General features: G+C 60.4%; 21 protein-coding genes and 1 pseudogene. 14 read left to right on the top strand and 8 right to left on the bottom strand.

The window, feature by feature from the left end; genetic code table 11:
• Positions 1–196 precede the first annotated feature (196 nt).
• Entirely contained in the window at positions 197–562 is a 366-nt protein-coding gene (locus J3L12_RS09845; protein WP_208014879.1) for a LysR family transcriptional regulator, read from the bottom strand.
• A 209-nt stretch (positions 563–771) separates the two neighbouring features.
• Here J3L12_RS09845 and J3L12_RS09840 point away from each other — a divergent pair, with 209 nt between their 5' ends.
• Positions 772–3,069, top strand: coding sequence for a GNAT family N-acetyltransferase (locus J3L12_RS09840; protein ID WP_208014878.1), 2,298 nt, complete (start codon positions 772–774; stop codon positions 3,067–3,069).
• A 533-nt stretch (positions 3,070–3,602) separates the two neighbouring features.
• Complete coding sequence (locus J3L12_RS09835; RefSeq protein ID WP_208014877.1) at positions 3,603–4,766, top strand: A24 family peptidase; 1,164 nt, start codon at positions 3,603–3,605, stop codon at positions 4,764–4,766.
• A 30-nt stretch (positions 4,767–4,796) separates the two neighbouring features.
• On the opposite strand, the gene J3L12_RS09830 is transcribed toward J3L12_RS09835, so the two are convergent.
• Positions 4,797–5,375, bottom strand: coding sequence for a glycerol-3-phosphate acyltransferase (locus J3L12_RS09830; protein WP_208014876.1), 579 nt, complete (start codon positions 5,373–5,375; stop codon positions 4,797–4,799).
• Positions 5,376–5,498: 123 nt separating this feature from the next.
• On the opposite strand from J3L12_RS09830, the pseudogene J3L12_RS09825 reads away from it, so the two are divergent.
• The 5 genes and pseudogenes from J3L12_RS09825 to J3L12_RS09805 all read left to right on the top strand — a co-directional run bounded on the left by J3L12_RS09825 (position 5,499) and on the right by J3L12_RS09805 (position 10,942).
• Positions 5,499–6,729, top strand: a pseudogene (locus J3L12_RS09825) (ABC transporter substrate-binding protein).
• A 307-nt stretch (positions 6,730–7,036) separates the two neighbouring features.
• Positions 7,037–8,029 (top strand): type I glyceraldehyde-3-phosphate dehydrogenase, encoded by a 993-nt coding sequence (gene gap, locus J3L12_RS09820; protein ID WP_208014875.1) that lies wholly within the window; start codon positions 7,037–7,039, stop codon positions 8,027–8,029.
• A 252-nt stretch (positions 8,030–8,281) separates the two neighbouring features.
• Complete coding sequence (locus J3L12_RS09815) at positions 8,282–9,469, top strand: phosphoglycerate kinase (protein ID WP_208014874.1); 1,188 nt, start codon at positions 8,282–8,284, stop codon at positions 9,467–9,469.
• Positions 9,470–9,472: 3 nt separating this feature from the next.
• Entirely contained in the window at positions 9,473–9,931 is a 459-nt protein-coding gene (locus J3L12_RS09810; RefSeq protein WP_208014873.1) for a GNAT family N-acetyltransferase, read from the top strand.
• A 57-nt stretch (positions 9,932–9,988) separates the two neighbouring features.
• Positions 9,989–10,942 carry a nitroreductase family protein gene (locus tag J3L12_RS09805; protein WP_208014872.1) on the top strand — a complete coding sequence of 318 codons (954 nt, stop codon included), beginning with the start codon at positions 9,989–9,991 and terminating at the stop codon, positions 10,940–10,942.
• On the opposite strand, the gene J3L12_RS09800 is transcribed toward J3L12_RS09805, so the two are convergent.
• From J3L12_RS09800 to J3L12_RS09785, 4 genes are all read right to left on the bottom strand, one after another.
• A complete protein-coding gene (locus J3L12_RS09800) occupies positions 10,939–11,304 on the bottom strand; it encodes a VOC family protein (RefSeq protein ID WP_208014871.1) in 366 nt (121 codons plus the stop codon). The genes J3L12_RS09805 and J3L12_RS09800 overlap by 4 nt on opposite strands.
• Positions 11,305–11,372: 68 nt before the next feature.
• On the bottom strand, positions 11,373–12,269 hold the full coding sequence (locus tag J3L12_RS09795; RefSeq protein WP_208014870.1) for a VOC family protein: 897 nt from the start codon (positions 12,267–12,269) through the stop codon (positions 11,373–11,375).
• Positions 12,270–12,281: 12 nt separating this feature from the next.
• Positions 12,282–12,662, bottom strand: coding sequence for an Lrp/AsnC ligand binding domain-containing protein (locus J3L12_RS09790; protein WP_208014869.1), 381 nt, complete (start codon positions 12,660–12,662; stop codon positions 12,282–12,284).
• Positions 12,663–12,712: 50 nt separating this feature from the next.
• Positions 12,713–13,021 carry a hypothetical protein gene (locus tag J3L12_RS09785; RefSeq protein WP_208014868.1) on the bottom strand — a complete coding sequence of 103 codons (309 nt, stop codon included), beginning with the start codon at positions 13,019–13,021 and terminating at the stop codon, positions 12,713–12,715.
• A 107-nt stretch (positions 13,022–13,128) separates the two neighbouring features.
• Here J3L12_RS09785 and J3L12_RS09780 point away from each other — a divergent pair, with 107 nt between their 5' ends.
• From J3L12_RS09780 to folE2, 6 genes are all read left to right on the top strand, one after another.
• The gene (locus J3L12_RS09780) at positions 13,129–13,521 is read left to right on the top strand and encodes a helix-turn-helix transcriptional regulator (protein WP_208014867.1); all 393 of its coding nucleotides are present in this window, start codon (positions 13,129–13,131) and stop codon (positions 13,519–13,521) included.
• 182 nt (positions 13,522–13,703) lie between these two features.
• Positions 13,704–14,174: a GyrI-like domain-containing protein gene (locus J3L12_RS09775; protein ID WP_208014866.1), complete on the top strand. Its 471-nt coding sequence runs from the start codon at positions 13,704–13,706 to the stop codon at positions 14,172–14,174.
• 22 nt (positions 14,175–14,196) lie between these two features.
• Positions 14,197–14,916 carry an ImmA/IrrE family metallo-endopeptidase gene (locus J3L12_RS09770; RefSeq protein WP_208014865.1) on the top strand — a complete coding sequence of 240 codons (720 nt, stop codon included), beginning with the start codon at positions 14,197–14,199 and terminating at the stop codon, positions 14,914–14,916.
• Positions 14,917–15,019: 103 nt separating this feature from the next.
• A complete protein-coding gene (locus J3L12_RS09765; RefSeq protein WP_208014864.1) occupies positions 15,020–15,433 on the top strand; it encodes an NUDIX domain-containing protein in 414 nt (137 codons plus the stop codon).
• Positions 15,430–16,143 (top strand): bifunctional dihydropteridine reductase/dihydrofolate reductase TmpR, encoded by a 714-nt coding sequence (gene tmpR, locus J3L12_RS09760; RefSeq protein ID WP_208014863.1) that lies wholly within the window; start codon positions 15,430–15,432, stop codon positions 16,141–16,143. The genes J3L12_RS09765 and tmpR overlap by 4 nt, the downstream gene beginning before the upstream one ends.
• 690 nt (positions 16,144–16,833) lie before the next feature.
• Complete coding sequence (gene folE2 / locus J3L12_RS09755) at positions 16,834–17,865, top strand: GTP cyclohydrolase FolE2 (RefSeq protein WP_208014862.1); 1,032 nt, start codon at positions 16,834–16,836, stop codon at positions 17,863–17,865.
• A 45-nt stretch (positions 17,866–17,910) separates the two neighbouring features.
• Here folE2 and sufU read toward each other — a convergent pair whose 3' ends face one another.
• On the bottom strand, positions 17,911–18,360 hold the full coding sequence (gene sufU / locus J3L12_RS09750; protein ID WP_208014861.1) for a Fe-S cluster assembly sulfur transfer protein SufU: 450 nt from the start codon (positions 18,358–18,360) through the stop codon (positions 17,911–17,913).
• 85 nt (positions 18,361–18,445) lie between these two features.
• Here sufU and J3L12_RS09745 point away from each other — a divergent pair, with 85 nt between their 5' ends.
• Positions 18,446–20,242 carry an ABC transporter transmembrane domain-containing protein gene (locus tag J3L12_RS09745; protein ID WP_208014860.1) on the top strand — a complete coding sequence of 599 codons (1,797 nt, stop codon included), beginning with the start codon at positions 18,446–18,448 and terminating at the stop codon, positions 20,240–20,242.
• Positions 20,243–20,263: 21 nt separating this feature from the next.
• Here the strand turns inward: J3L12_RS09745 and J3L12_RS09740 are convergent, their stop codons facing one another.
• Positions 20,264–21,508, bottom strand: coding sequence for a cysteine desulfurase (locus J3L12_RS09740; protein ID WP_208014859.1), 1,245 nt, complete (start codon positions 21,506–21,508; stop codon positions 20,264–20,266).
• Between the last annotated feature and the right edge of the window lie 197 nt (positions 21,509–21,705).

Genomic DNA, 21,705 nt, shown 5'->3' with positions numbered 1-21,705 from the left:
GGCTCCAGACAACATCTGCAAAATCAGGTGCAACCCATCTAAAAGGAGGGCTCCCCGGTTTGGCAGCCGGGGAGCAGCACATGAAGCGTCTGGCATATGTAGAATAACAAATAGCCATTTTTTTGTCAACATTTTGCAACAGATAGGCGGTTTTCTTGCAATATGTAATCATATAAATTGCTATATAACAATAAATTTATGAACGACTTGCATCTCGCTTCTGCGAATATCCCGCAAACACCTCCATGAAGTGGGCCTCGAGCGCCGCCTCTGCCTGCTGAACAAACCGTTGATAACGTTCAATTAGTTCCAGGGCTGGGGGCGTGAGGGTACTGCCCCCGCCTCCCTCCCCCCCCGAGTGGCGCTCGAGCAAAGGGAAACCCAACCCCTCCTCAGCCTTTCGAAGCCTCTCCCAAGCACCCCTATAACTTAGCCGAACCGCCTTGGCCCCGGCCTTGAGGCTGCCCTGCTCGGCCACTGCTACCAGCAGGCGCAGCGTGCCAGGCCCAAGCAAAAAGTGGCCGGAATCGGACTCGAGCCAGAACTTCGCCTTGACTCGCATACATCTAGGGTACCGCGCGGCCCTATCCCGTACCAAATCAACTTTTCTGCCAAGATACCCAGGCTGATGCCGTCATTCTGGTCTGAATTCATTCCTGTATTCGATAGGCAGCAGAGGCCACATCTCTCCATGCCTTTGTACGGATCATCCCGTACCCCAGGACAGTTTTCCTGAACAAATGCCACTATCCTGGAAGACAGGAGGGTTTTATGCCACAGCGCTACATTCCACCCCCCACCCCCCAGTACGCCCTCGAGTCCGGCCCCATCCTGCTCAAGGATGGGCGCACCGCCACCCTTCGGCCTGCCCGGCCCGAGGATCGGGAGCTGTTTGTGGAGTTCCTGGAGCGCCTCTCCCCTCAGGCCCGCACCTTCCGGTTTTTCTCCGAGGTACGCCCCGAAACCGCCGCCGACCTGCTGCTTCGCAAGCCGCCCGACGAGGATAAAGTCACCCTGGTGGTGCTCTCGGGCGACCCCGAGCGCATCATTGCCACAGGGGAGTACGTGCAGGAGGGGCCGGGCTCCACCTCGGCGGAGGTGGCCTTTTTGGTGGATGACTGGTATCAGGGAAAAGGTCTGGGCTCGCTCTTACTCGAACGCCTGGCCCTGATCGGGGTTCAGCGGGGCATTCGGCGTTTCCATGCTTTCACCCTGGCTGAAAATAAGCAGATGCTGGATGTGTTCAAGGCCAGCGGCTTCAAGGTGGAGTCCCACGCCGACTCTGGCGAGGTCGAGGTCAGCTTTGAGATTGAACCCAGCCCGGAGATGGTCGCCAAGTTTGAGCTGCGTGAGCGGGTGGCGACGGTAGCCTCGCTTCTGCCGGTCTTGCGCCCGAAGGGAGTGGCCGTGGTGGGCGCATCCCGCGACCCCAGCAGCGTGGGCTATCAGGTTCTGGAGCACCTGGTGCTCAACCGCTTCCAGGGCCCGGTCTATCCCGTCAACACGGCCGCTACCCCTGCGGCGGGCGAGGTTCCGGTGGTGGGCTCGATGCTGGCCTACACCTCCATCAAGGCCGTGCCGGGGCCCATAGACCTTGCCATCATCACTACGCCGCGCGAAAAAGTGCAGGAGGCCGCCGAAGCCTGCGGGCAGCGCGGGGTGCGGGCTTTGATGGTGGTCACCACCGACATGGATACCCAGCAAATCAAAGCGCTGGTGGCAACCTGTCGGCACTATGGCATGCGCCTTCTGGGGCCGGGATCGCTGGCCCTGATGAGCACCAGTCCAGAGGTGCAGCTTTGTGCGGGGCTGGCCCCAAAGTTGCCGCTTCGGGGCCGCCTGGCCATGTCGAGCCAGAGCGGGGCAGTGGGATTGGCCGTGCTCGAGTACGCCCGCGAGATGGGCCTGGGGTTCTCGAACTTCGTCTCGCTGGGGGCCAAGGTAGATATCTCTTCCAACGACCTGCTCCAGTACTGGGAGGAAGACCCCGCCACCGGGCTGATCCTCTTGTATGTGGAGTCGTTCGGCAACCCCCGGCGTTTTGCGCGGCTGGCAAGGCGGATAGGGCGGAAAAAGCCCATTCTGGCCGTGCGGCCAGGCCGCGACCCGGTGGTAGAGGCCCTGTTCAAACAAGCGGGGGTGGTGCGGGCGGAAAATCTGGAGGAAATGTTTGATATCGCCGCCGTGCTGGCCCACCAGCCCTTGCCGGAAGGCACTCGCGTCGCCCTCTTGAGCAATGCTTCGGGGCCGGCCAATCTGGCCAGGGAGGCCCTCGAGACGGAGGGCCTGACCGCCGAGGTGCGTGACCTGGGCTCGAGGGCCTCTGCCCAGGATTATCTGAAAGCCGCCAGGGAGCTTCTGGCCGGCGGCTACGACGCAGCCATTGCCTTATTCGTACCGCTGGGCTATGCCACCCTGGACGAGGTGGCCGATGCCCTGCGCACAGCCTTCCACGAGGCCAGGGAACAAGGGGTGAGCATCCCCGTCCTGACCTGTTTCATGACCGCCGGGCGGCCCCGGGTGCGGCTGGGCGAGGAGCAGGTGCCCTCGTACCGCTTTCCCGAGTCGGCGGGCAAGGCCCTGGCTGCCGCCTACGCCTACGCCCGGTGGCGCAAAAAACCGCCAGGGGAAATCCCCGACCATGGGGTGCAAGAAAACGAGGCTCGAGCCCTGGTAGCCAGCCTCAAGGGCACTTTGAACAAAGCTCAGACCGCCCAACTGCTGAGGTATTTTGGCCTGGAGGCAGGCTTCACAGCAGAGGGCATTGCCCTGGCCCTGCGGGTCAAGGGCGACCCGCTGTTTGGCTCGGTGCTGACGCTGGCCCTGACAGGGCTGCCGCTGGGCGAGCAGGCTCTGGGCATTCGTATTGCCCCCCTCACCGACAGCGAAGCGCTGGAAATGCTCGAGCCCCTGTCCGGCAAGGCCCACCTGGAAAGCTTGCAGGACATTCTGCTACGGGTCTCGAGGTTGGTCGAAGAACTCCCCGAGGTCGAGAGCCTCGAGCTATCCCTGCGGGCCACTTCTAAAAACACCGCCATCACCGAGGCCCAGGTTCGGCTTAGAGGCTAGGGTGTTTCTGGGGATAACCACAGTGTGCATTGGGCGTTGAAATAACCGTAAGAGCGGTCTGCTTTTAGAAATCCTTGCAAATGACCAAATGCCGCCCCGATTGCACTTTTCTCGACGCAAACCGGTCAATAACCAGGCGTAAAGCCACGTTGCCGTTAAGCCCACACAAACTTAACAATCAATGCACAGTCGTGCAAATACCCGTACAGATGTACCCATTTCGGTCTTACACGGCTATGCCACAGTTCATGCTGTACTTTCCGGCAGAAGCCGAAGCAAACACCTTTTCGTTCCTCACCCTACAGCCTGGGAGGTTAGGCGGGGTTGCTGAGCAGCGTCTTCGTGCAGCCGGTCGGTTGAGGGCCTCACTCAATACCCTCCCCGCCCTCCCTTATTAGAAACGGGCAAGGCGTAGTAGACCGTTCTCCCCTGAGTTCATTGAGAACGTTGCTTTATACCTCCCCCAGAAAGTTTTCGGCCCATCCCTGTAGTACATCACAGGTGATCCGACACCGAGCACCTACAATAACGGGGTGGATTTTTTCCCTTTGCCTCTGCTGGCAGTGTTCGCGTTTGTGCTGGGCAGCCTGGTTGGCTCGTTTCTGAATGTGGTTATTTATCGCCTTCCAGCTGGCATCTCGGTGGTGTGGCCCCGCTCGCGTTGCCCCCACTGTGGGCAGGTGCTCTCCCCCCTCGAGTTGGTGCCCATAATCTCCTGGGTTGTCCAGGGGGGTCGGTGCAAAAGTTGTAAGGCCCCCATCTCGGCGCGCTATCCGGCTGTGGAAGCCCTGACGGCGGTTCTCTTTACCGCAGCAGCCCTCCTTCACCCGGTTTTTCCCGACTTACTCTTCATCTGGGCTTTTATCGCTTTACTGATTGCGCTCTCGTTTATAGATATTGATACCAAGACCCTGCCCAACTCCCTCAACTTTGCCGGTATCTTGCTGGGGTTGCTGGGGGCCTTACTGCTCGGTTATCCACAGGCTTTTCCACAAGCCATTGACAGCGGCCTGATGGGGGCTGGGCTGGTGGCCTTGTTTGCGGGCTTTGGGGGCCTGCTCTACAACCGCTTGAAGGATGGCCCCCGCGAGGGCCCCTTTGGCCTGCACCTGGTACACCTGGCCGCCATGGTGGGGGCCTGGGGGGGCATGCTGGGCACGGTGGAGGGCGTTTGGTTGGGCGGGTTGGGCATTGTGGTGGGGCTCTTCAATGCCTCGCTCAACGCCCGCAGCGGAAAGGTATTCGCGCTGCACGACGGCCTGACCCTGGGGCTCACCGCGTTGGCGCCCCTGCTGGCCTGGGTGCTGGGCTTATCGCCCCTCGAGAGTCTGCGCGGCATGCTGGTAAGCGCAGGGGGCATGGCCCTGGCGGGCATGCTCTACTGGTGGCTTCGCAACCCCTCCGACAAGGTCGAACCCGAGCTCGAGGCCGAAAACCCCACCGGCTACGTGACCGTGATGGGCTATGGCGATGTGGTGCTGGCAGGCTTTCTGGGGGTCTGGCTGGGCTTCACCAACCTGCTGGTAGGGCTTTTTGTGGCGGTATTTGCGGGCGCCATCCTTGGCCTGATCATGCGCCGGTTTGGGGGCGACAACCAGATTCCCTTTGGGCCGTACCTGGCCATTGGGGGGTTAATTGCCTTTTTCTATGGCACCGCCATTGTGCAGTGGTATTTGAGCTATATCGGCCTGTCCTGACCCTGCTTTTCTGGCTTTTGCCCCTTTTCGCTAGCGGTGCCACCAACGGCCTGTGAGCACCAGTACCCCCCGCAGCGCCATGACCCCCCCCAGCGCAAGTAGGGTGTAGAAGGCTCTGGCATCCGCCCCCAGAACATAAGCCAGATAAAGAAAAGCCAGGATGGCCGCAAACGGGATGGAGCCAATCCCTTGAAAGCGGTCTCGCTTGAAAAGCAGAAAATAGACCCCCAACCCGAGCGCAAAAACCAGCAGGCTCCAGAGGGTTTCCTGGGGGAAGGTCCAGAGCGCGTAGCCCCCTGCGGCCGCCAAGCCCCCCCCTCCCCGAAAGCCAAACCAGACAGGCCAGATGTGACCGGCCACCACGGCCAGAGCACACAGCGGCGCGGCCCAGAAACTGGCCGATAAGCCCGCCAGCCAGGCGGCCAACATCCCCTTGCCCACCTCGAGCACCCCCACCCCCACCCCCCAACCCTTTCCCAGTTGGCGAAAAACCCCGGACGTACCGGCCAGGTCACGCTCGCGGATGTCCCAACCCCGTAAGCGACCCGCCAGGATAGGGAAATTAATCGAACCGATCAGGTAGGCCAGCAACACCAGTAGAAAGTCCATAGGGAGCGCCAGATGCACTCTAGCAAACCGGTGGTCTGCACTGCAAAGCCAGGGTATAAATGGGGGGCGGGTGGGCTCACACAGCCCTGACACTGGGGCCCAACAGTGTTTGCGGAGGTTGGTATGAAACAGTGGTTGATTGGAATGTGGGTAGTGGTGGCTGGCCTGGGCTTGGCCCAGCAAAGACCCGAAGATGTCATCAAAGCGCAGTGCGAAAAAGCCGAGGTGGTGGCCGAGCGCTGACACGGCTTCCGGGGCGGGGTGCCCAAGGACGCCCTTGACAATCTGGCCGTGGAGTTTAACCGCACCCAGGGGGGCAAGGTTTGCGTGCGCCAGGTTAACCAGGGCAACTACCACGACCTTTCCACCAAAATCAAGGCTTCGTTTGCTTCGGGCAAAATCCCGGTGATGGCCCAGGCCTTCGAAAACAACATAGCGCTCTACCTGGAAAGCGACGCCCTGCTGCCCATTCCCAGCCTGGGGGTGGACTTGAAGGGGGTTAACCCGCTGTTTGCCAACGCGGTCAAGATGAACGGGCAGGTGTACGGGGTGCCCTTCAACAAGAGCATCCAGTTGCTCTATTTCAACCGCGACCTTCTGACAAAATACAACGCTCGAGTGCCCCTGAGCATTCAAGAGTTTGTGGAGACCGCCAAGAAGATTTCCGAGGGCGAAAAACAGCAGGTGTACTGGTTTGTACCCGATGCCTCGACCTATGCCTACTGGTTCTTCACCCTGGGGGCAACTACCTGCAAAACGACAAGCTGGTGCTCAACTCGCCCAAAGGGCTGGAGGCCCTCGAGTTCCTGGTCAAGGCCGTCAAGGACGGCTGGGCCAAGCCCATCACCAACGGCTTCATCAACGAGAACTTCGGCTCGGGGGTGTTTGGTTTCGCCACCGACACCTCGGCGGGCTACAGTTTTTATGTCCGGGCGGCCAAGATTGATGTCGGCGTGGCCACCCTGCCAGACCGCACCGACAAACAGCCCGGTTTTGCTTGGTGCAGGGCTCCAACATCGTGGTGTTCAAGGGGGCCGACGACAAAGAAAAGCGTGTGGCCGCCGACTTCCTGCGCTTTATCATCACCCCCAAGGCCCAGGCGGTGCTCGGCGTAGCGGCCAACTACGTGCCGGTCAACCAGGGCTCGGCGGTAGACCCCGTGGTGACCCGCTTCGTGAAGGAGAACCCCGCGTTCGGCGTAACCATCAACCAGGCCCGTTTTGCCCGCTTTGAGCCGGCCCTCTCGCAGTGGGAGCAGGTCCGCTTTGACATTTTGGGCCAGGCCATCAAGGAAGCTGTGCTGGGGCAGGCCGCCCCCAAAGCCGCGCTCGACAAGGCCCAGAAAGCCGCCTAGGACTTGCTGGCAGGCCGCATCCGCTAGGCGCCCCAGCAAACCTGTCGCGCCAGATACTCCCCTAAACACGCTCTGTACCCATGCGGCCGCCCATCCCGGCGGCCACTATTCCCTCCAGAACACTAAATTCCGAGTCCTGGATGGCTCGATTTTTGTGAAGAACGTTCTAGATGGCTCAAACATATGTGAAAAGCGCTCCAAACCAACAGGGTTCATCCCAAAACTTTTGGTTATGAATTTCACAAATACAGGCGTTATAGTGTCCTATGGAGCGCGGCTCAGTGCCGCCATCAGTTAGGAGGATCATATGAAAGTAGGCATCAACGGTTTCGGGCGCATTGGCCGCCAGGTGTTCCGGATCCTGCAAGAGCGCGGGGTGGAAGTGGTCGGCATCAACGACCTGTCGGATAACGCCATCCTGGCCCACCTGTTCAAATACGACTCTAACTATGGCCGCTTTCCCGGAACCGTCAGCTACGACGAGAAGAACATCACCGTCAATGGCAAAACCATCCGGGTCTACGAGGAAAAAGACCCGGCCAATCTGCCCTGGGGCGAGATTGGGGCCGACATCGTGATTGAGTCCACCGGGCGCTTTACCAAGCTCGAGGCCGCCGAGGCCCACCTCAAGGCCGGTGCCAAAAAGGTCATCATCAGCGCACCCGGCAAGGGCGACATGCTGACGGTGGTGATGGGCGTCAACGAGCACATGTACGACCCCAGCAAGCATCACGTCATTTCCAACGCCAGCTGCACCACCAACGGCCTGGCCCCGGTGGCCAAGGTGCTCAACGACAACTTCGGAATTGAAAAAGGCATCCTGACCACCGTCCACGCCTACACCGCCAGTCAGAGCCTGGTGGATGCCGTGAAGGACGACCCCCGCGACGCTCGAGCGGCTGCACTGAACATTGTGCCCAGCGAGACCGGCGCGGCCAAGGCGGTGGGGCTGGTCATCCCCGAGCTCAAGGGCAAGTTTGGCGGAATGGCCTTCCGCGTGCCGACCAGCACGGTCTCGGTAGTGGATTTCACCGCCATCCTGAACAAGGAAGCCAGCAAAGAAGAAATCAACGCGGCTATGAAAGCGGCGGCCGAAGGCCCCCTGAAGGGCATTCTGGCCTACACCGAGGAGCCTTTGGTCTCGAGCGACCTCAAGGGCGACCCCCACTCCTCCATCTTCAGCGCCCTCGACACCCTGGTAGTGGGCAACATGGTCAAGGTGGTGAGCTGGTACGACAACGAGTGGGGCTATAGCTGCCGCGTGGCCGACCTGGCCCAGTACATAGGCAAGAAGCTCTAAATGCTCCTCCCCCCTGATGGGGGAGGTTGGGAGGGGGATTTCCCTCACCCCATCCCCTCTCCCAAAAAGGAGAGGGGTTTTGATACCAGCTTCGGTTGGTTCACAGCTAAACCGTGACGAATCAGCCCGACCAGCGGGAGACGCTTTTTCGCCGACCAAAGGGAGGGGTGTGCTCTGGGATTCAAAAAACAGCCTGTTGGACTTTTGGTTCTGTCAACTGTTTTTTGAATCCGGTATTACAGGAGGTGCAGTATGCGAACGCTAAAGGACTTCAACGCTGCCGGGAAGCGGGTGCTGGTACGGGTAGATTTCAACGTGCCCATCAAGGAGGGCAAGGTCAAGGACGAGACCCGGGTTGCGGCGGCCATTCCGACCCTTAAGCATCTGTTGGAGCAGGGTGCGACCCTGGTGTTGTTCTCGCACCTGGGGCGCCCCAAAGGCGGCTACGAAGACGCCAGCAGCCTTGCACCGGTGGCCCCGGTACTGGAAAAACACCTGGGCAGGCCGGTGATTTTTATTGGGGGCTCGCCCGAACTCACCCCGGCCAGTGAGGCCACCCTGGAAAAAGTAAAGTCGGCGCCTTCTGGCTCCGTGATTCTGCTGGACAACGTGCGCTTTGAACCGGGCGAGGAAAAAAACGATGAAACCCTGGCCAAAAATTTCGCCCGCCTGGGCGACGCTTTTGTGCTGGATGCGTTTGGCTCGGCCCACCGGGCGCACGCCTCGGTCACCGGGGTGGCCCGGTTTCTGCCAAGCTATGCCGGCTTCCTGATGGAGAAGGAGGTCGAGAGCATTGGCAAGGTACTCCACAACCCCCAGAAGCCCTACTGGGTGGTGCTGGGCGGGGCCAAGGTCTCGGACAAGATCGGGGTAATTGAGAACCTGCTGCCCAAAGTAACCGGCATGGTGATTGGCGGCGCCATGGCTTTTACCTTTATCAAAGCCCAGGGGGGGCAGGTGGGCAAGAGTCTGGTCGAGGACGACAAGCTGGATCTGGCTCGGGATCTGCTCAAAAAAGCCGCCGACCTGGGGGTGAAGCTACTGCTGCCCACCGATGTGGTGGCCGCCCAGAAGATAGAGGCGGGAACGCCTACCCGCATTATGCCTGCGGATGCGATTGAAGCGGACTGGATGGGGCTGGACATCGGCCCCGAGAGTGCTCGTAGCTTTGCCGAGGCCCTGCAAGGGGCCAGGACGGTGCTGTGGAATGGGCCTATGGGCGTGTTTGAGGTGGACGACTTTGCCAAGGGCACGCTGGCAGTGGGCGAGGCCATTGCCAGGCTTCAGGGGGCTTTTACCGTGATTGGCGGCGGCGACTCGGTGGCGGCTGCCAACAAGCTGGGCATGGCGGATAGGTTCAGCCATGTCTCCACCGGCGGGGGGGCCAGCCTCGAGCTGCTGGAGCTGGGCACCCTACCGGGCATCGAAGCGCTCAGCTAAAGCATGCGGGTACACATTCAACCCGAGCAACCCGACAGCGCTGTGGCTCGAGCGTTGATTGCCGAGCTCGATGCGGTACTGAACCCCCACTACCCCCCCGAGAGCCGCCACGGCTACAGCGTGGAAAAGCTAATCCAGCAGGGGGTCGCCTTCTTCGTGGTGTACCTGGACAAGCAGCCGGTGGGCTGCGGCGGGGTGCAGATTTTTGGCAACGAATACGCCGAACTCAAGCGCATGTTCGTGCGGCCTGGGTTTCGTGGGCGGGGGGTGGGAAAGCAACTGCTGGCCCATCTGGAAGCCTACGCTGCCGAGCGAGGCATTCGGGTACTCCGCCTCGAGACCGGGGTGGCCCAGACCGAGGCCATCGGTTTGTATGAGGGCTTTGGCTTCCGGCGTATCCCCCCTTTTGGCCCCTACTTCGAAGACCCACTGAGCATTTGCATGGAAAAAAAGCTCTCCTAGCAGAGCTCTACAACCGGCGCCACAGTTAGACGCGCACCCTGGCGATAGGCTAGCCCCGTGAGCGACCTCTACGAGCTATACCAGCGCCGGGCCAGCGTGCGCAAGTTCAAGCCCGAGCCCCTGCGCGAGGGCGACCTGGACAAGCTTCTGTTGGCAGCCCAGCGGGCCCCCACCGATGCCACCGCGCAGATGTACAGCCTGCTGCGCATCAGCGACCCGGTGCTCAGAAGGGAAATCTCGAGCCACTCCGGCCAGAACCCCCACATCGAGACCTGCGCCGAGTTTTTCCTGATTCTGGCCGATGTGCACCGGCTGCAAAAGCTGGTGGAGCACCGGGGAGGTACTTTTGGGCGCTGGCCCCGCACCGCCCTGCACTTCGCCATCACCGATGCGGTGCTGGCCGGAAGTGCCCTGGCCACCATGGCCGAGAGCCTGGGCTACGGCATTGTGTGGATTGGAGGGGTGCTGAACGGCATTCGGGAGATTGTCCGGCTCTGCAAGCTACCGCAGGGGGTGGTTCCGGTAGCGGGGCTGTGTGTGGGCGTGCCGGACGAAAGCCCAGCCCCGCGCCCGCGCCTGTCACGCGATTTGGTGGTGCACGAGAACCAGTACCGGGACTACAGCCCGGAGGCACTCGAGCAAGCCTACGCCGATATGGCCCCCATCACCAGAAGCGGCGACTGGTACCGGGTGCTGGAGCGCTACTTTGCTCAGGGCGGCACCATGGAGCAGCGGGAGCGGGCCTACCAGGTGCTCACCGCTCTGCAGGGCTTCGAGCCCGACCTGCCGCCAAAGTTGCTGCAGGAGCTGCAAGCGCGGGGCCTCGAGGCGGGCTCGCTGGGCCAGCTCATCGAGGCGACCTTCGCACAGGGCTTTCGCAGCCTCCAGTTCCATAGCAAGGGCTACGTCTGGATCGAGAAAGAGCCCGAGGCCTACCGGGGCGAGGGCCAGCCCGGCGAAGCCCTGAGCCAGGCCCTGTTGCAAGCTCCTAAAGAGCGGGTTATTCCCTAAAGCGCCTGATAGACCCGGATGGCTACCCCAGAGGGGTCGAGCACAGTGAACTCGCGGGTGCCCCAGGGCTTGTTTTCCAGCCTACCGTTGGGGTGCACGATACCCGCCGCCTCGCAGCCCACGTAGAGCAAGTCCACCTCGTCTACCTCGAGGCGCAAAGCATAGTGCTGGCCAACCAGGGGGTTGGGTTCGTGGTAGAAATGCAGCCGCAGCCCCTCCCGGCTCAGTCCACCGTACTCGACGGGGTTTTCCCCCCAGGTAAAGGGGTCTTGAAAGCCCAGATAGGCCTGATAAAAACGCAAAGACTCCTGCACATCGCGGCTGGGCACCACCGGAATGATTGCCGAAACCATCACCTTCATGGGGGCACCTCAAAATGGGGGGCGACCTCATAGATTGCCCTGGCTAGCATAACCCTGGTCATAACCGCTTAGGCGTAAGCCCTTTGCAGTTCTGCTAGCTCGAGCTTTTTCATCTGGAGCACAGCCTGATTAACCCGCTGCACCCGCTCCTGGTCGGGCTCCTGGAGCATGGCTAGCATGGCCCTGGGCACAACTTGCCAGCTCAGGCCGTATTGGTCTTTGAGCCAGCCACACTGCTCGGCCTCGGGAACTGCCGAGAGCTTTGACCAGTAATAATCAATCTCTTCCTGGGTATCACAAAACACCATGAATGAGACTGCTTCATTGAAGCTGAAACCATGCTGTAGGGCGCTCTCCGAAACCGAAAACCACTGGCCCTCCAGCGTAAAATCGCTGTACATCAGCGTGCCCTCTTGCTCGGGCTCCGAGCCAGCCGGGTAGCGAAAGGTCACGCCACTGTGAGCATCTTTGAAAATCGACAAATAGAAGTTCTGGGCTTCCTCGGCCTTGCCGTGCAAATCCCCCACAAATAAGAGTGACGGGATGACAAAGGGAAGCCTGGGTTCCATGTTGTCGGAAAGAATTAACTGCCAGAAGACCCCGTACCGATCCCGAAGATAACCGAAAAGGGGTGCAAAAGGGTACGGGCCCAACGGCATTAGCGCCTCACCGCCGGACAAAAGGCTGTTCCATAAAGCCTCGAGGTCTTCCCTGGTACGGCCCTGGGAAGGGTCAAAGTTCAGGATAAAAGAGACCGAAGGATTGAACTTGAACAACGGCCCCGCGCTGATGGCCATGAAGGGCTGGCCCGCCAGCTCAAACGAGACCAGATCGCAGTCACCCGACGGGGTGTCGCGCAAAACCACAGAATGAGTGATCTTGGCCTCGGGGAACACCGCACAGTAAAACTCAGCAGCTTGTTTGGCCTCTTGATCAAACCACAGGTTGGGCACAATTTTGGACATCACGGGCTCCGTTCATGCTGCTAACTTTACTGAAACTTTCTTGACTCCGGGGGTGGACTGCACTTCGGTCAAGAGGGTTTGCAGCGCTTCAAAGTTGTGCCGCTCCACCACCAGCACCGCCTCGGAGGCCCCCAGCAGGGCATCGGCCTTGACCACCCCTGGCAGGCGGCTCAGGGCGTGAGCGATGCGCTTGGGTTGAGTACAAGAGACAAACACATAAGCAGACACTGGGCGGATATTCCCCACCGTTGAAACCTGGACTTGCTGAGCGAGTTGCATCATGCGGGCCTCCTGTACAGCTTTTGGAAGAGTGGGGCCAATCCCCACGGTGTCCTCGAGCAGGCGTTGTTGCCGATCCCGGGCCTCTACTTCCCAAAAAAATGTTGAGAACATAACCGCCTCCCGTACCCTATGCGCTTCGACCCTGGGGTCAGTGCGCGGCACTAGCTGGCCATGGGCAGGGTTCTGGCTTCGCCTGGGGCATCGGCCCCCACCAGGCGATTCCAGAGGCGGGTTAGGCGGGTTTCGGGGTAGTAGGTGGTGCGGTACTGGATGGTGGCCTCGAGCCAGGCCTGGGCCAGCGGGCGGGCCATGGGGCGAAGCAGGGGCAGTTTCTGGCGCAGTTCGTTTTCCAGGGCCCACAAACCAATCTGGCCCTTGCGGTTATCGAGTTCAATAAGGGTGTTCAGCACTTCGCTCGGATGTACGGTTCCGCGCCCAATGGTTCTCCAAACGTTTTCGCTGATGTTCATGTGCTTGCCTCCCGTTATGATGTTAGCATAATCTATCTGCATAACGCAATACCCGAGCGGGACATTACGTCTTGACCGTAGAAACATTTTATGCTACCGTCAGAACCATGACACTAGCCGAACGTCTCCGCGAACTGCGCAGCCAACAGGGCTGGCGCCTGAAGGATTTGTCCGAGAAGAGTGGGCTTTCCGTGCCCTATCTGTCCGACCTCGAGCGGGGCCGCACCAACCCCTCCCTTGACACCCTGCAAACCCTGGCCGGCTCCTACAACGTAACGGTCAACGATCTGCTGGCCCCGGTAGACTTCTACGGGGAGCGCACCGAAGCCTCGCTGCCCAAGGGCCTGGCCGAGCTGATTGCCGACCCCACCCTGGGGGCCGAAATCACCCCGGAGTGGCAGCGCACCCTGGCCCGCATCGAGTTGCGCGGCAAGCGCCCGGAGTCCAAGCGCGACTGGTACGAGATCTTCCTGCACCTCAAGCGGGTGCTGGAAGGTTAGCCGAAGGCCAAAAGCCCAAAGCCGAAGGCTGAGAGGCCGACGGCTTTTTTTGTGCCCCGAGCAAGGCGAGCGTACAACAACAGCCTTGGTAACCTCCTTCCAGACGTGCAGCCTGCTGATCAGGGCCGCCGACGGGGGAGCGCTGTCACATAGTGATTCGAGATCCGCATAAGATGAAGGCTATGGGCAAGCCTGTTCGCACTTCGGAGTCTGGCTTTTTTGTAGCGGGCTACGAGGCTCGTACCAGCCGAGTGGCCGAAGCCAGTTCCCAAACGGCTAAAATCCCGGCTTTGTGGGAAAAGATTGAGCGCGGAGAGCTCGAGCTCCTGATTCCCAAGCGCCTGGCCAAGGGTAAGCCCTTTGTGGTCTACTACAACTATGAAAGCGGCTCGGAGGGCCCATTTTCGGTGCTGCTGGGCTACCAGGTGATTGGGCAGGACGACGTGCCGGTGGGTTTGAGCGGCCTGAACGTACCGGCAGGAAGGTATTTGATGTTCACCGCTGAAGGGCCCAGGCCGGGCTCGGTGACTCAGGCCTGGCACGAGATCCATGCCTATTTTGAGCAGCCCGGCGCACCCCAGCGGGCCTATACATTCGATTACGAAGTTCACGAAAACAGCCTGCGGGTTTCGGTTTTTGTAGCTATCCGGTAAGGCAGGAAAGCAGGCTGAGCACATGGACTTAAGACCCAGAGTAATCGAGCTGGCGCGGGGCTACCGCAAGGCCCACGCCCCCCTAACCCCCGAACGGCTGGCCGGAGGCATTGGCGCGAGCCTCTCCTATGGCAAGCTGCCGGCGGGCAAGTTTGGGGCCCTGGTGCCGGAGCAGAACCATATTCTGATTGACCAGGACTCCCCCCCTAAACGCCAGCGCTTTACCCTGGCCCATGAGGTGATGCACGTGCTGATCCAGCAGGACAACGACCTGCTCTCCGACCTGCACGAAGCCTACGCGGGACAGGAACTGGAAAAAGAGCTCGAGGCCCTCTGCAACCTGGGCGCCGCCGAGATGCTCCTGCCCGGCGAGGTGGTGGACGCGGCCCTGGCCAAAAAGGGCCAGATCCCCCGGCTGGTGCCCGAGCTGGCCGAGTTGCACCAGGTCTCGGAGGAGGTGGTGATTATCGCGCTGGCCGAGCGCGGCCCTACCCCCTCAATTGTGCTGATGGCAGGTAGCAAACCCCTGCGGGTCTATTTCAGCGCCAAGCACCCCCGCCTATTGGACCGGGTGAGCCGGGGCACCGGCTTTCGCCGCAACGACCCCCTGGTAATAGCCTTCGAGACCGGCTTACCGCAAAAAACCAAAACCGCCCTCCCCAACCATAGCGTGCTGTACAGCCTCGAGGCCTACCCCAAAGGGGGACGGGTCTATGCGGTTTACAAGGAGCTACAGAATTAGTTGGGGCTCGAGGCCTCCTGGCTTTTGGCTTTCCCTTTTCCGGCCCATGTTAACCTCCAGCACCTTTTCATCCCGCTTAGCTGCGTAGCCTGAAGGTTGCTGTATGGAGTCCAGATATCCGATTCCCACCGTGGGGGCCCTGGTGAAGGGGCCTTCGGGCCGGGTGCTGATTGTCAAGACCACCAAGTGGCAGGGCTTGTGGGGCGTACCAGGGGGCAAAATTGAGTGGGGAGAACCGCTGGAAAAGGCCCTGCAACGGGAATTTCAAGAAGAGGTGGGCCTCGAGCTTTACAACATCCGCTACGCCATGCTGTTAGAGGGGGTGTTCGACCCGCAGTTTTACAAGCCCCTGCATTTTTTGTTCATCAACTACTACGCCGAAAGCCGGGTTGAGACCATTACCCCCAACGAGGAAATCCTCGAGTGGGCCTGGGTAACCCCGGAGGAAGCCCTACGGTACCCCCTGAACAACATCACCCGTACCCTGATTGAAAAGTTTCAGAGGGAGAATCCGTGAGCAAGGTCGCGCTGGTAACCGGCTCGGCCAAAGGCATCGGGCGCGCCATTTTGCTAGCTCTGGCCGAAAAAGGCTTTGATGTGGCCGTGCACTACCGCCAGAGCGAGAACGAGGCCGAGCGCACCCGCCAGGCGGCCCAGGCGTTAGGGGTGCGGGCCATCAAGGTAGCGGCAGATATCACCCAGGCGCAGGAAGCACAGCGCTTGATTCACAGCGTGGCCGAACAGCTCGGCGGCTTGCAGGTGCTGGTCAACAACGTGGGCGACTACCTCAAAAAACCGCTCGAAACGCTGACCCCCGAGGAGTGGCATGGGATGCTCGACTCCAACCTCAACGCGCCGTTTTACCTGACCCAATCAGCCCTCCCCTACCTGAGCGCAACCGGCTATGGGCGGGTAGTGAACATCGGCTTTGCCGGGGCGCAGAATTTGCTGGCCCGTCCGAACATTACCCCTTATGTGATTGCCAAAACCGGACTGATTATCTACAGCAAGTCACTGGCCAAACGCCTGGCGGCCAAAGGCGTGACGGTGAACGTGGTCTCGCCGGGGGTAGCCGAGAACTCCGTTTCAAAGCCCCTGGACGAGATTCCTATAGGCCGCCTGGCACGGCTGGAGGAGCTGGCCAAAGCAGTGCTGTTCTTCGTGGACGAATCGAGTGCTTACCTCACCGGACAGGTTCTCGAGGTGGCGGGTGGCTGGAATCTGTAATCTCAGATTCGGTTGGTTCGTTGCCGAATAGTTACGAACCAACCCGACCAGAGTTATCCGCGTAGCGGAGGGCGATATCGCCCCTTGGAACGGGAGACGCTTTTTCGTCGACCAAAGGGATGGGTGTGCTCTGGGATTCAAAAAGACAGCCTTCTGGGCTTTTATTACACAGTTGGATAAATACCCGTACAAAGTGTCCATTGCAAAAGCCGTAGCAGAAACCTTTTCGTTCCTCCCCTACCGTGTGGGGGAGGTTAGGTGGGGTTGCTGAGCAGCGACTTTGCGTAACCTGGCGGTTGGGGGCCTCACCCAATACCCTCCCCCACCCTCCCTACGTGGTAGGGAGGGGGCTCTATGTCAATCCCTCTCGAAACCCGGAGGTGTACGGACATCTATACGACGCTGTAATTTATACAGGTTGCACCTGACACACAGCTCATTCAGTTTGCCTACCTTTTTGGTAATCAAGCGCACTGACCATACCAATCAGCTTTTTTCAAAAACAAGTGTCCAGGTTACGTTCATATTTTGTATAAGGTGGCATACTCTATAGGACGCTGGAATACTCACCAGCGCAAAGCCCCTGAGCCAGTCGGAAGGGAGGTGGTTTGGGGGCTTTATCCGGAATCTCTCTTCACTTTGCATAGCCGTCAGACTGCTCGAGGTTGCTGACGGAAAAAGGAGACCCCCTTGCTTAGCTACGACAACAAGCAAATCCTCGATCTACCCCTTCCCAAACTGGACAAAAACGGCGGCAAGAAAGCCTATCTGTTTCACAACACCGATGGCGCTGAACCCGTTATCACTCGCTATTACGACGCGGATTTCCAGCCCGACGACGCCTACAAAGCCAGCCTGCCCGACATGACCGAGACCGTGAACTCGGTAGAAGGGGCTAATGTGGCCATCCAGCAGGTGGGTATTTCGGGCTTCAAGCTGCCACTCAAGTTTGCCACGCCCCAGGGCGAAGCCCTGACCCTCGAGGCCCGCGTCACCGGCACGGTCTCGCTAGAGGCCGACCTCAAGGGCATCAACATGAGCCGCATTATTCGCACCTTCTACGCCTACAAAGACGAGGTCTTCAGTCTCGACACCCTGGCCCAGATCGTACAGGACTACCGGAGCACCCTCGACAGCCTCACAGCGCGGGTCAAGGTCAGCTTCAGCTACCCGATGCTGGTGTCTGCGCTGCGCTCAGGGCTGGAAGGCTACCAGTACTACAACGGCAGCTACGAGGCAGCCATTGAAGAAAACGGGCGCATACGCCGCTTTGTCGAGCTGGACTTCGTTTACTCTTCGGCCTGCCCCTGCTCCGCCGAGCTGGCCGAGCACGCCCGCGACAACCGGGGTGCCTACGCCATCCCGCACAGCCAGCGCTCCAAGGCCCGCATCAAGGTCGAAGTGGCCCCCGATACCTCCTTGCACCTGGAAGACCTGGTTCGGCATGCCCGCGAGGCTCTCAAAACCGAGACTCAGGTCATGGTCAAGCGCGAGGATGAGCAAGCCTTCGCCGAGCTTAATGGTGCCTACGTGAAGTTTGTGGAAGATGCCGCCCGTTTGATCTACGAGCAGCTTGTCCGTGACCCCCGTATCCACGACTTTCAGGCAGCCTGCTCACACCTCGAGAGCCTCCACTCCCACGATGCCGTCTCGGTGATTGCCAGGGGTGTACCCGGCGGATTCCGCGCCGACTTCAACGATTTCAGCACTCTAGTTTGTTAGTGAATCCAGAACCTTGCGAAGAAGCCCAGGGAAGAGTTCCCTGGGCTATGGTTTTGGTTCTCGCGGTAGCGCACCCGCCTGATGGGCCGCTTGTTCCAGGGCATTCCAGGCCAGGGTAGCGCACTTGACCCGGGCTGCGAGCTTGTGTACTCCGGACAGCGCCGCCAGGTCGCCCAGTTCAGGGGTGGGCGCGGCTCCGTCCACAATCATGGCCTTGAACTGTTGTTCCAGCGCCAGCGCCTCGGGCCAGGATTTACCCTTGACCAGGTCGGTCATCAGCGAGGCCGAAGCCTGGGAGATGGCACAGCCCTGTCCCTGAAAACGAAGGTCTGTTATGTGGTTCCCATCCGTCTGAACCATTAGCTCGATCTGGTCGCCACAGGAAGGGTTGTCGCCCTTCACCCGCACATTGGCCGAGTCCAGGGGGCCATAGTTGTGGGGCGATTTGTAGTGGCGCAGGATGATTTCTTTGTATAGCTCATCCAGGAGGCTCATGGCCTTCATTGTAAAGCCCGCAGGCAAGGCATCCGGACACAGCGCACAATGCCCATCTACCTGGTAGGGCAGACTAACAACCAGTATGCGACCCGTATTTCGCGCCAATTCCCCTTCAGATAAAGCCCCTAAAGGCGATTTCCGTCAGTTGGGTCGCCTGTTGGCTTACACCCGGCCCTACCGACTGGGCCTGCTACTTGCAGGCGTGGCGAGCCTCATTTCCACAGGCTTTTTCCTGGCCTTTCCGCAATTGGTTAGCCGGATGCTCGACGCCTCCATTTTCGAGCAGGGCAACCTGGGGCAGATTGACCGCTACACTCTGCTGCTGATAGGGGTCTTTGCCGGACAGGCCCTTTTTAGTGGGCTGCAAAGTTATCTCTTCGCCCGCGCCGGCGAGGGGGTGGTAGCCGACCTGCGGCGCAACCTGTTCAGCCACCTGCTCACCCTTTCTCCGCGCTTCTTCGAGAACCACAAAACCGGCGATATCACCAGCCGCCTGACCTCGGACGTCGCCACCGTACAGGGGGTCGCCTCCAACGCCCTGGTGCAGCTTTTCACCACCCCCTTGATGTTTGCTGCCACGCTGACCATCCTTTTCGTCACCAACTGGAAGCTCTCGAGCTTCATTCTGGCGGTGGTTCCGCTGGTAATCCTGGTGGCCATTGTGCTTGGGCGCATCATCCGGCGTATGAGTAAGGCTTTCCAGGACAAGATAGCCGAGGCCAATGCCCGCGCCGAGGAGTCCATCAGCGGCATCCGGGTGGTGCAGTCGTTTACGGCGGAAAAGCTCGAGGCCGAACGCTATAGCCGCTTGATAGGCGAGTCCTTCCGTACCGCCCTGCGGCGGGCGCTGGTATCGTCTGGGCTGAGTGGGGTGGTGTTCTTCACCATCTTTAGTGCCCTGGGCCTCATCTTCTGGTATGGAGGGCGGCTGGTCTCGCTGGGCGAAATCACCCCCGGTCAGCTGGTTTCTTTTATTTTGTATGCCTTCAACGTGGCCGCCAGCGTGGGCACCCTGGCCGGCATCTGGAGCCAGGTGCAGAGTGCTCTGGGCGCCAGCAGCCGTATATTCGAGCTTCTGGATACGCCATCTGAACTGAAAGAACCCACGAACCCCCACCCGTTGAGCCAGGTGCGCGGCGAGGTGCGTCTGGAGGACGTCCACTTCGCCTACGACGAACGCGGGGAAGTGCTGCGGGGCGTCAGCCTGAGCGCCCGACCCGGCCAGGTGGTGGCCCTGGTAGGGCCCAGCGGTGCCGGTAAAAGCACGCTGATTGCCCTGATACCTCGCTTCTACGATGTGACCCAGGGACGCATTACCCTGGACGGGATAGACATCCGACAACTACGACTGCTGGATTTGCGAGGGCAGATTGCCCTGGTGCCGCAGGAAACCCTGCTCTTCTCGGGCACCATCGAGGAAAATATCCGCTACGGCAAACCCCAGGCCACCCAGGCCGAGATCATCGAGGCCGCCCAGGCCGCCAACGCCCATGAGTTCATCAGCGCTTTTCCGCAAGGCTATCAGACCGTTGTGGGCGAACGTGGGGTCAAGCTGTCGGGCGGACAGCGCCAGCGAATCGCCATCGCCCGGGCCCTGCTCAAAGACCCCAGGATTTTGATTCTGGACGAGGCCACCAGTTCGCTCGACTCGGAGTCCGAGGCGCTGGTGCAAGAAGCCCTGGACAAGCTGATGAAAGGCCGCACGACCTTTGTGATTGCCCACCGGCTTTCCACCGTGCGAACCGCCGACCTAATCGTGGTGCTCGAGAAGGGGCAGGTGGTGCAGCAGGGCACCCATGAGGCACTGCTGGCGCAGGGCGGGCTTTACCGTGACCTCTACGAGCTGCAATTCCGTGAGGAAGCGCCCGGCGCCGGATGATTTGGGGTTTGCTCGAGACCTTCAAAGCCAGTCTTTGAAGAAGTCCCGCACCCTCTTAAGCGCCTCGATGAAGCGGTCAATGTCTTCCTGGGTGGTGTAGATGTAAAAACTGGCCCGCACCGTGGCGGGAACGCCCAGCTTGCGGTGCAGGGGTTGGGCGCAGTGGTGCCCGGCCCGCACGGCTATACCGTACTGGTCGAGGGCGGTTGCCACATCGTGGGCGTGAATATCGCCCAGCACAAAGGGAATCACGCCGCTCCGGTCTGGGCCTCGGGGTCCAAAGGTGCGTACTTCGGGTAGTTCTTCGTCCAGCCGTGCGAGGGCGTAAGAGACCAGCTCGAGTTCGTGCTGCCATACCCTTTCCATACCCAGCCTGGCCAGATAGTCCACTGCCGCCGCCAGCCCAATGGCCTCGGCCACCGCGGGGGTTCCGGCCTCGAAGCGCTGCGGGGGCTGGGTATAGGTAGAGCGGTCTACATACACCTCTCGAATCATGCTGCCGCCCCCTAAAAAGGGGGCCAGGGTTTCCAGCACCTCGTAGCGGCCCCACAGCACCCCCACCCCGGTGGGCCCCAGCATCTTGTGCCCGGAAAAGGCGTAGAAATCGGCTCCCAGTGCCCGCACATCCACGGGCATGTGGGGGGCCGACTGGGCCCCGTCCACCACCATCAGGGCTCCCACGGCTTTGGCCGCCTGGGCGATTTCGGCCACTGGATTAACCGTTCCCAGCACATTGGAAACCTGCATCACGCTCACCAGCTTGACCCGGTGGGATAGGAGCGAGTCCAGGGCCTCCAGCTCCAGGCGGCCATCCGGCCCCAGCGGAATGGCTTTGATCCTGGCCCCGGTGCGCTCAGAGACCAGGTGCCAGGGCACCAGGTTGGCGTGGTGCTCCATCTCGGTGAGCAGAATCTCGTCGCCTGGCCGCAGGTTGTGCAGCCCCCAGGCGTAGGCCACCAGGTTGAGGGCCTCGGTGGTGTTGCGTACAAAAATAATCTCGCCCTCGTCGGCTCCAATAAAGCGGGCCAGGGTTCGGCGGGCCTGCTCATAAGCTTCGCTGGCCCGCACCGAAAGGGTGTAGGCCCCCCGGTGGACGCTGGCATTGAGCTCCCGGTAGTAATGCGAGACAGTTTCGATGACCACTTCAGGTTTTTGGCTGGTGGCCGCCGAGTTGAGGTAGACCAGATCGGGATGACGCATCAGAAGTGGAAAATCCTGGCGAATGGCTTGGGGCGTGACGATGGCCATGTGTTTAGGGTAGCCCATTTGAAACAAAATGTTTAGGACAGAAGGTTCATTTGTCCGTTCTGGTTCAAAATCCTCTGATAAAGCACAAAACGGGGTGTTTGGCCGCCCGCTGATGCCCGGAGGCGCGTGTCAGAGAAGTACCAGAAATTAATGCAACAGGTGGCTTTTTGTCTTTTCGGGTCTGCATTCCAGCAAGATTAACAGGCCACTGCTGG

It is taken from the genome of Meiothermus sp. CFH 77666, assembly GCF_017497985.1.
Taxonomy (GTDB): Bacteria; Deinococcota; Deinococci; order Deinococcales; family Thermaceae; genus Meiothermus.
Note: the sequence above shows the minus strand (reverse complement) of the source record. Positions and strands in the feature narration are given on the sequence as shown.

Coding starts and splice junctions, on each gene's coding strand:
- J3L12_RS09745 (WP_208014860.1), top strand. CDS start 18,446: ATGCGACCCGTATTTCGCGCCAATTCCCCTTCAGATAAAGCCCCTAAA.
- J3L12_RS09785 (WP_208014868.1), bottom strand. CDS start 13,021: ATGAACATCAGCGAAAACGTTTGGAGAACCATTGGGCGCGGAACCGTA.
- gap (WP_208014875.1), top strand. CDS start 7,037: ATGAAAGTAGGCATCAACGGTTTCGGGCGCATTGGCCGCCAGGTGTTC.
- J3L12_RS09830 (WP_208014876.1), bottom strand. CDS start 5,375: ATGGACTTTCTACTGGTGTTGCTGGCCTACCTGATCGGTTCGATTAAT.
- J3L12_RS09810 (WP_208014873.1), top strand. CDS start 9,473: ATGCGGGTACACATTCAACCCGAGCAACCCGACAGCGCTGTGGCTCGA.
- J3L12_RS09815 (WP_208014874.1), top strand. CDS start 8,282: ATGCGAACGCTAAAGGACTTCAACGCTGCCGGGAAGCGGGTGCTGGTA.
- J3L12_RS09775 (WP_208014866.1), top strand. CDS start 13,704: ATGGGCAAGCCTGTTCGCACTTCGGAGTCTGGCTTTTTTGTAGCGGGC.
- J3L12_RS09765 (WP_208014864.1), top strand. CDS start 15,020: ATGGAGTCCAGATATCCGATTCCCACCGTGGGGGCCCTGGTGAAGGGG.
- sufU (WP_208014861.1), bottom strand. CDS start 18,360: ATGAGCCTCCTGGATGAGCTATACAAAGAAATCATCCTGCGCCACTAC.
- J3L12_RS09780 (WP_208014867.1), top strand. CDS start 13,129: ATGACACTAGCCGAACGTCTCCGCGAACTGCGCAGCCAACAGGGCTGG.
- J3L12_RS09790 (WP_208014869.1), bottom strand. CDS start 12,662: ATGTTCTCAACATTTTTTTGGGAAGTAGAGGCCCGGGATCGGCAACAA.
- J3L12_RS09845 (WP_208014879.1), bottom strand. CDS start 562: ATGCGAGTCAAGGCGAAGTTCTGGCTCGAGTCCGATTCCGGCCACTTT.
- J3L12_RS09840 (WP_208014878.1), top strand. CDS start 772: ATGCCACAGCGCTACATTCCACCCCCCACCCCCCAGTACGCCCTCGAG.
- J3L12_RS09795 (WP_208014870.1), bottom strand. CDS start 12,269: ATGTCCAAAATTGTGCCCAACCTGTGGTTTGATCAAGAGGCCAAACAA.
- J3L12_RS09800 (WP_208014871.1), bottom strand. CDS start 11,304: ATGAAGGTGATGGTTTCGGCAATCATTCCGGTGGTGCCCAGCCGCGAT.
- J3L12_RS09770 (WP_208014865.1), top strand. CDS start 14,197: ATGGACTTAAGACCCAGAGTAATCGAGCTGGCGCGGGGCTACCGCAAG.
- J3L12_RS09740 (WP_208014859.1), bottom strand. CDS start 21,508: ATGGGCTACCCTAAACACATGGCCATCGTCACGCCCCAAGCCATTCGC.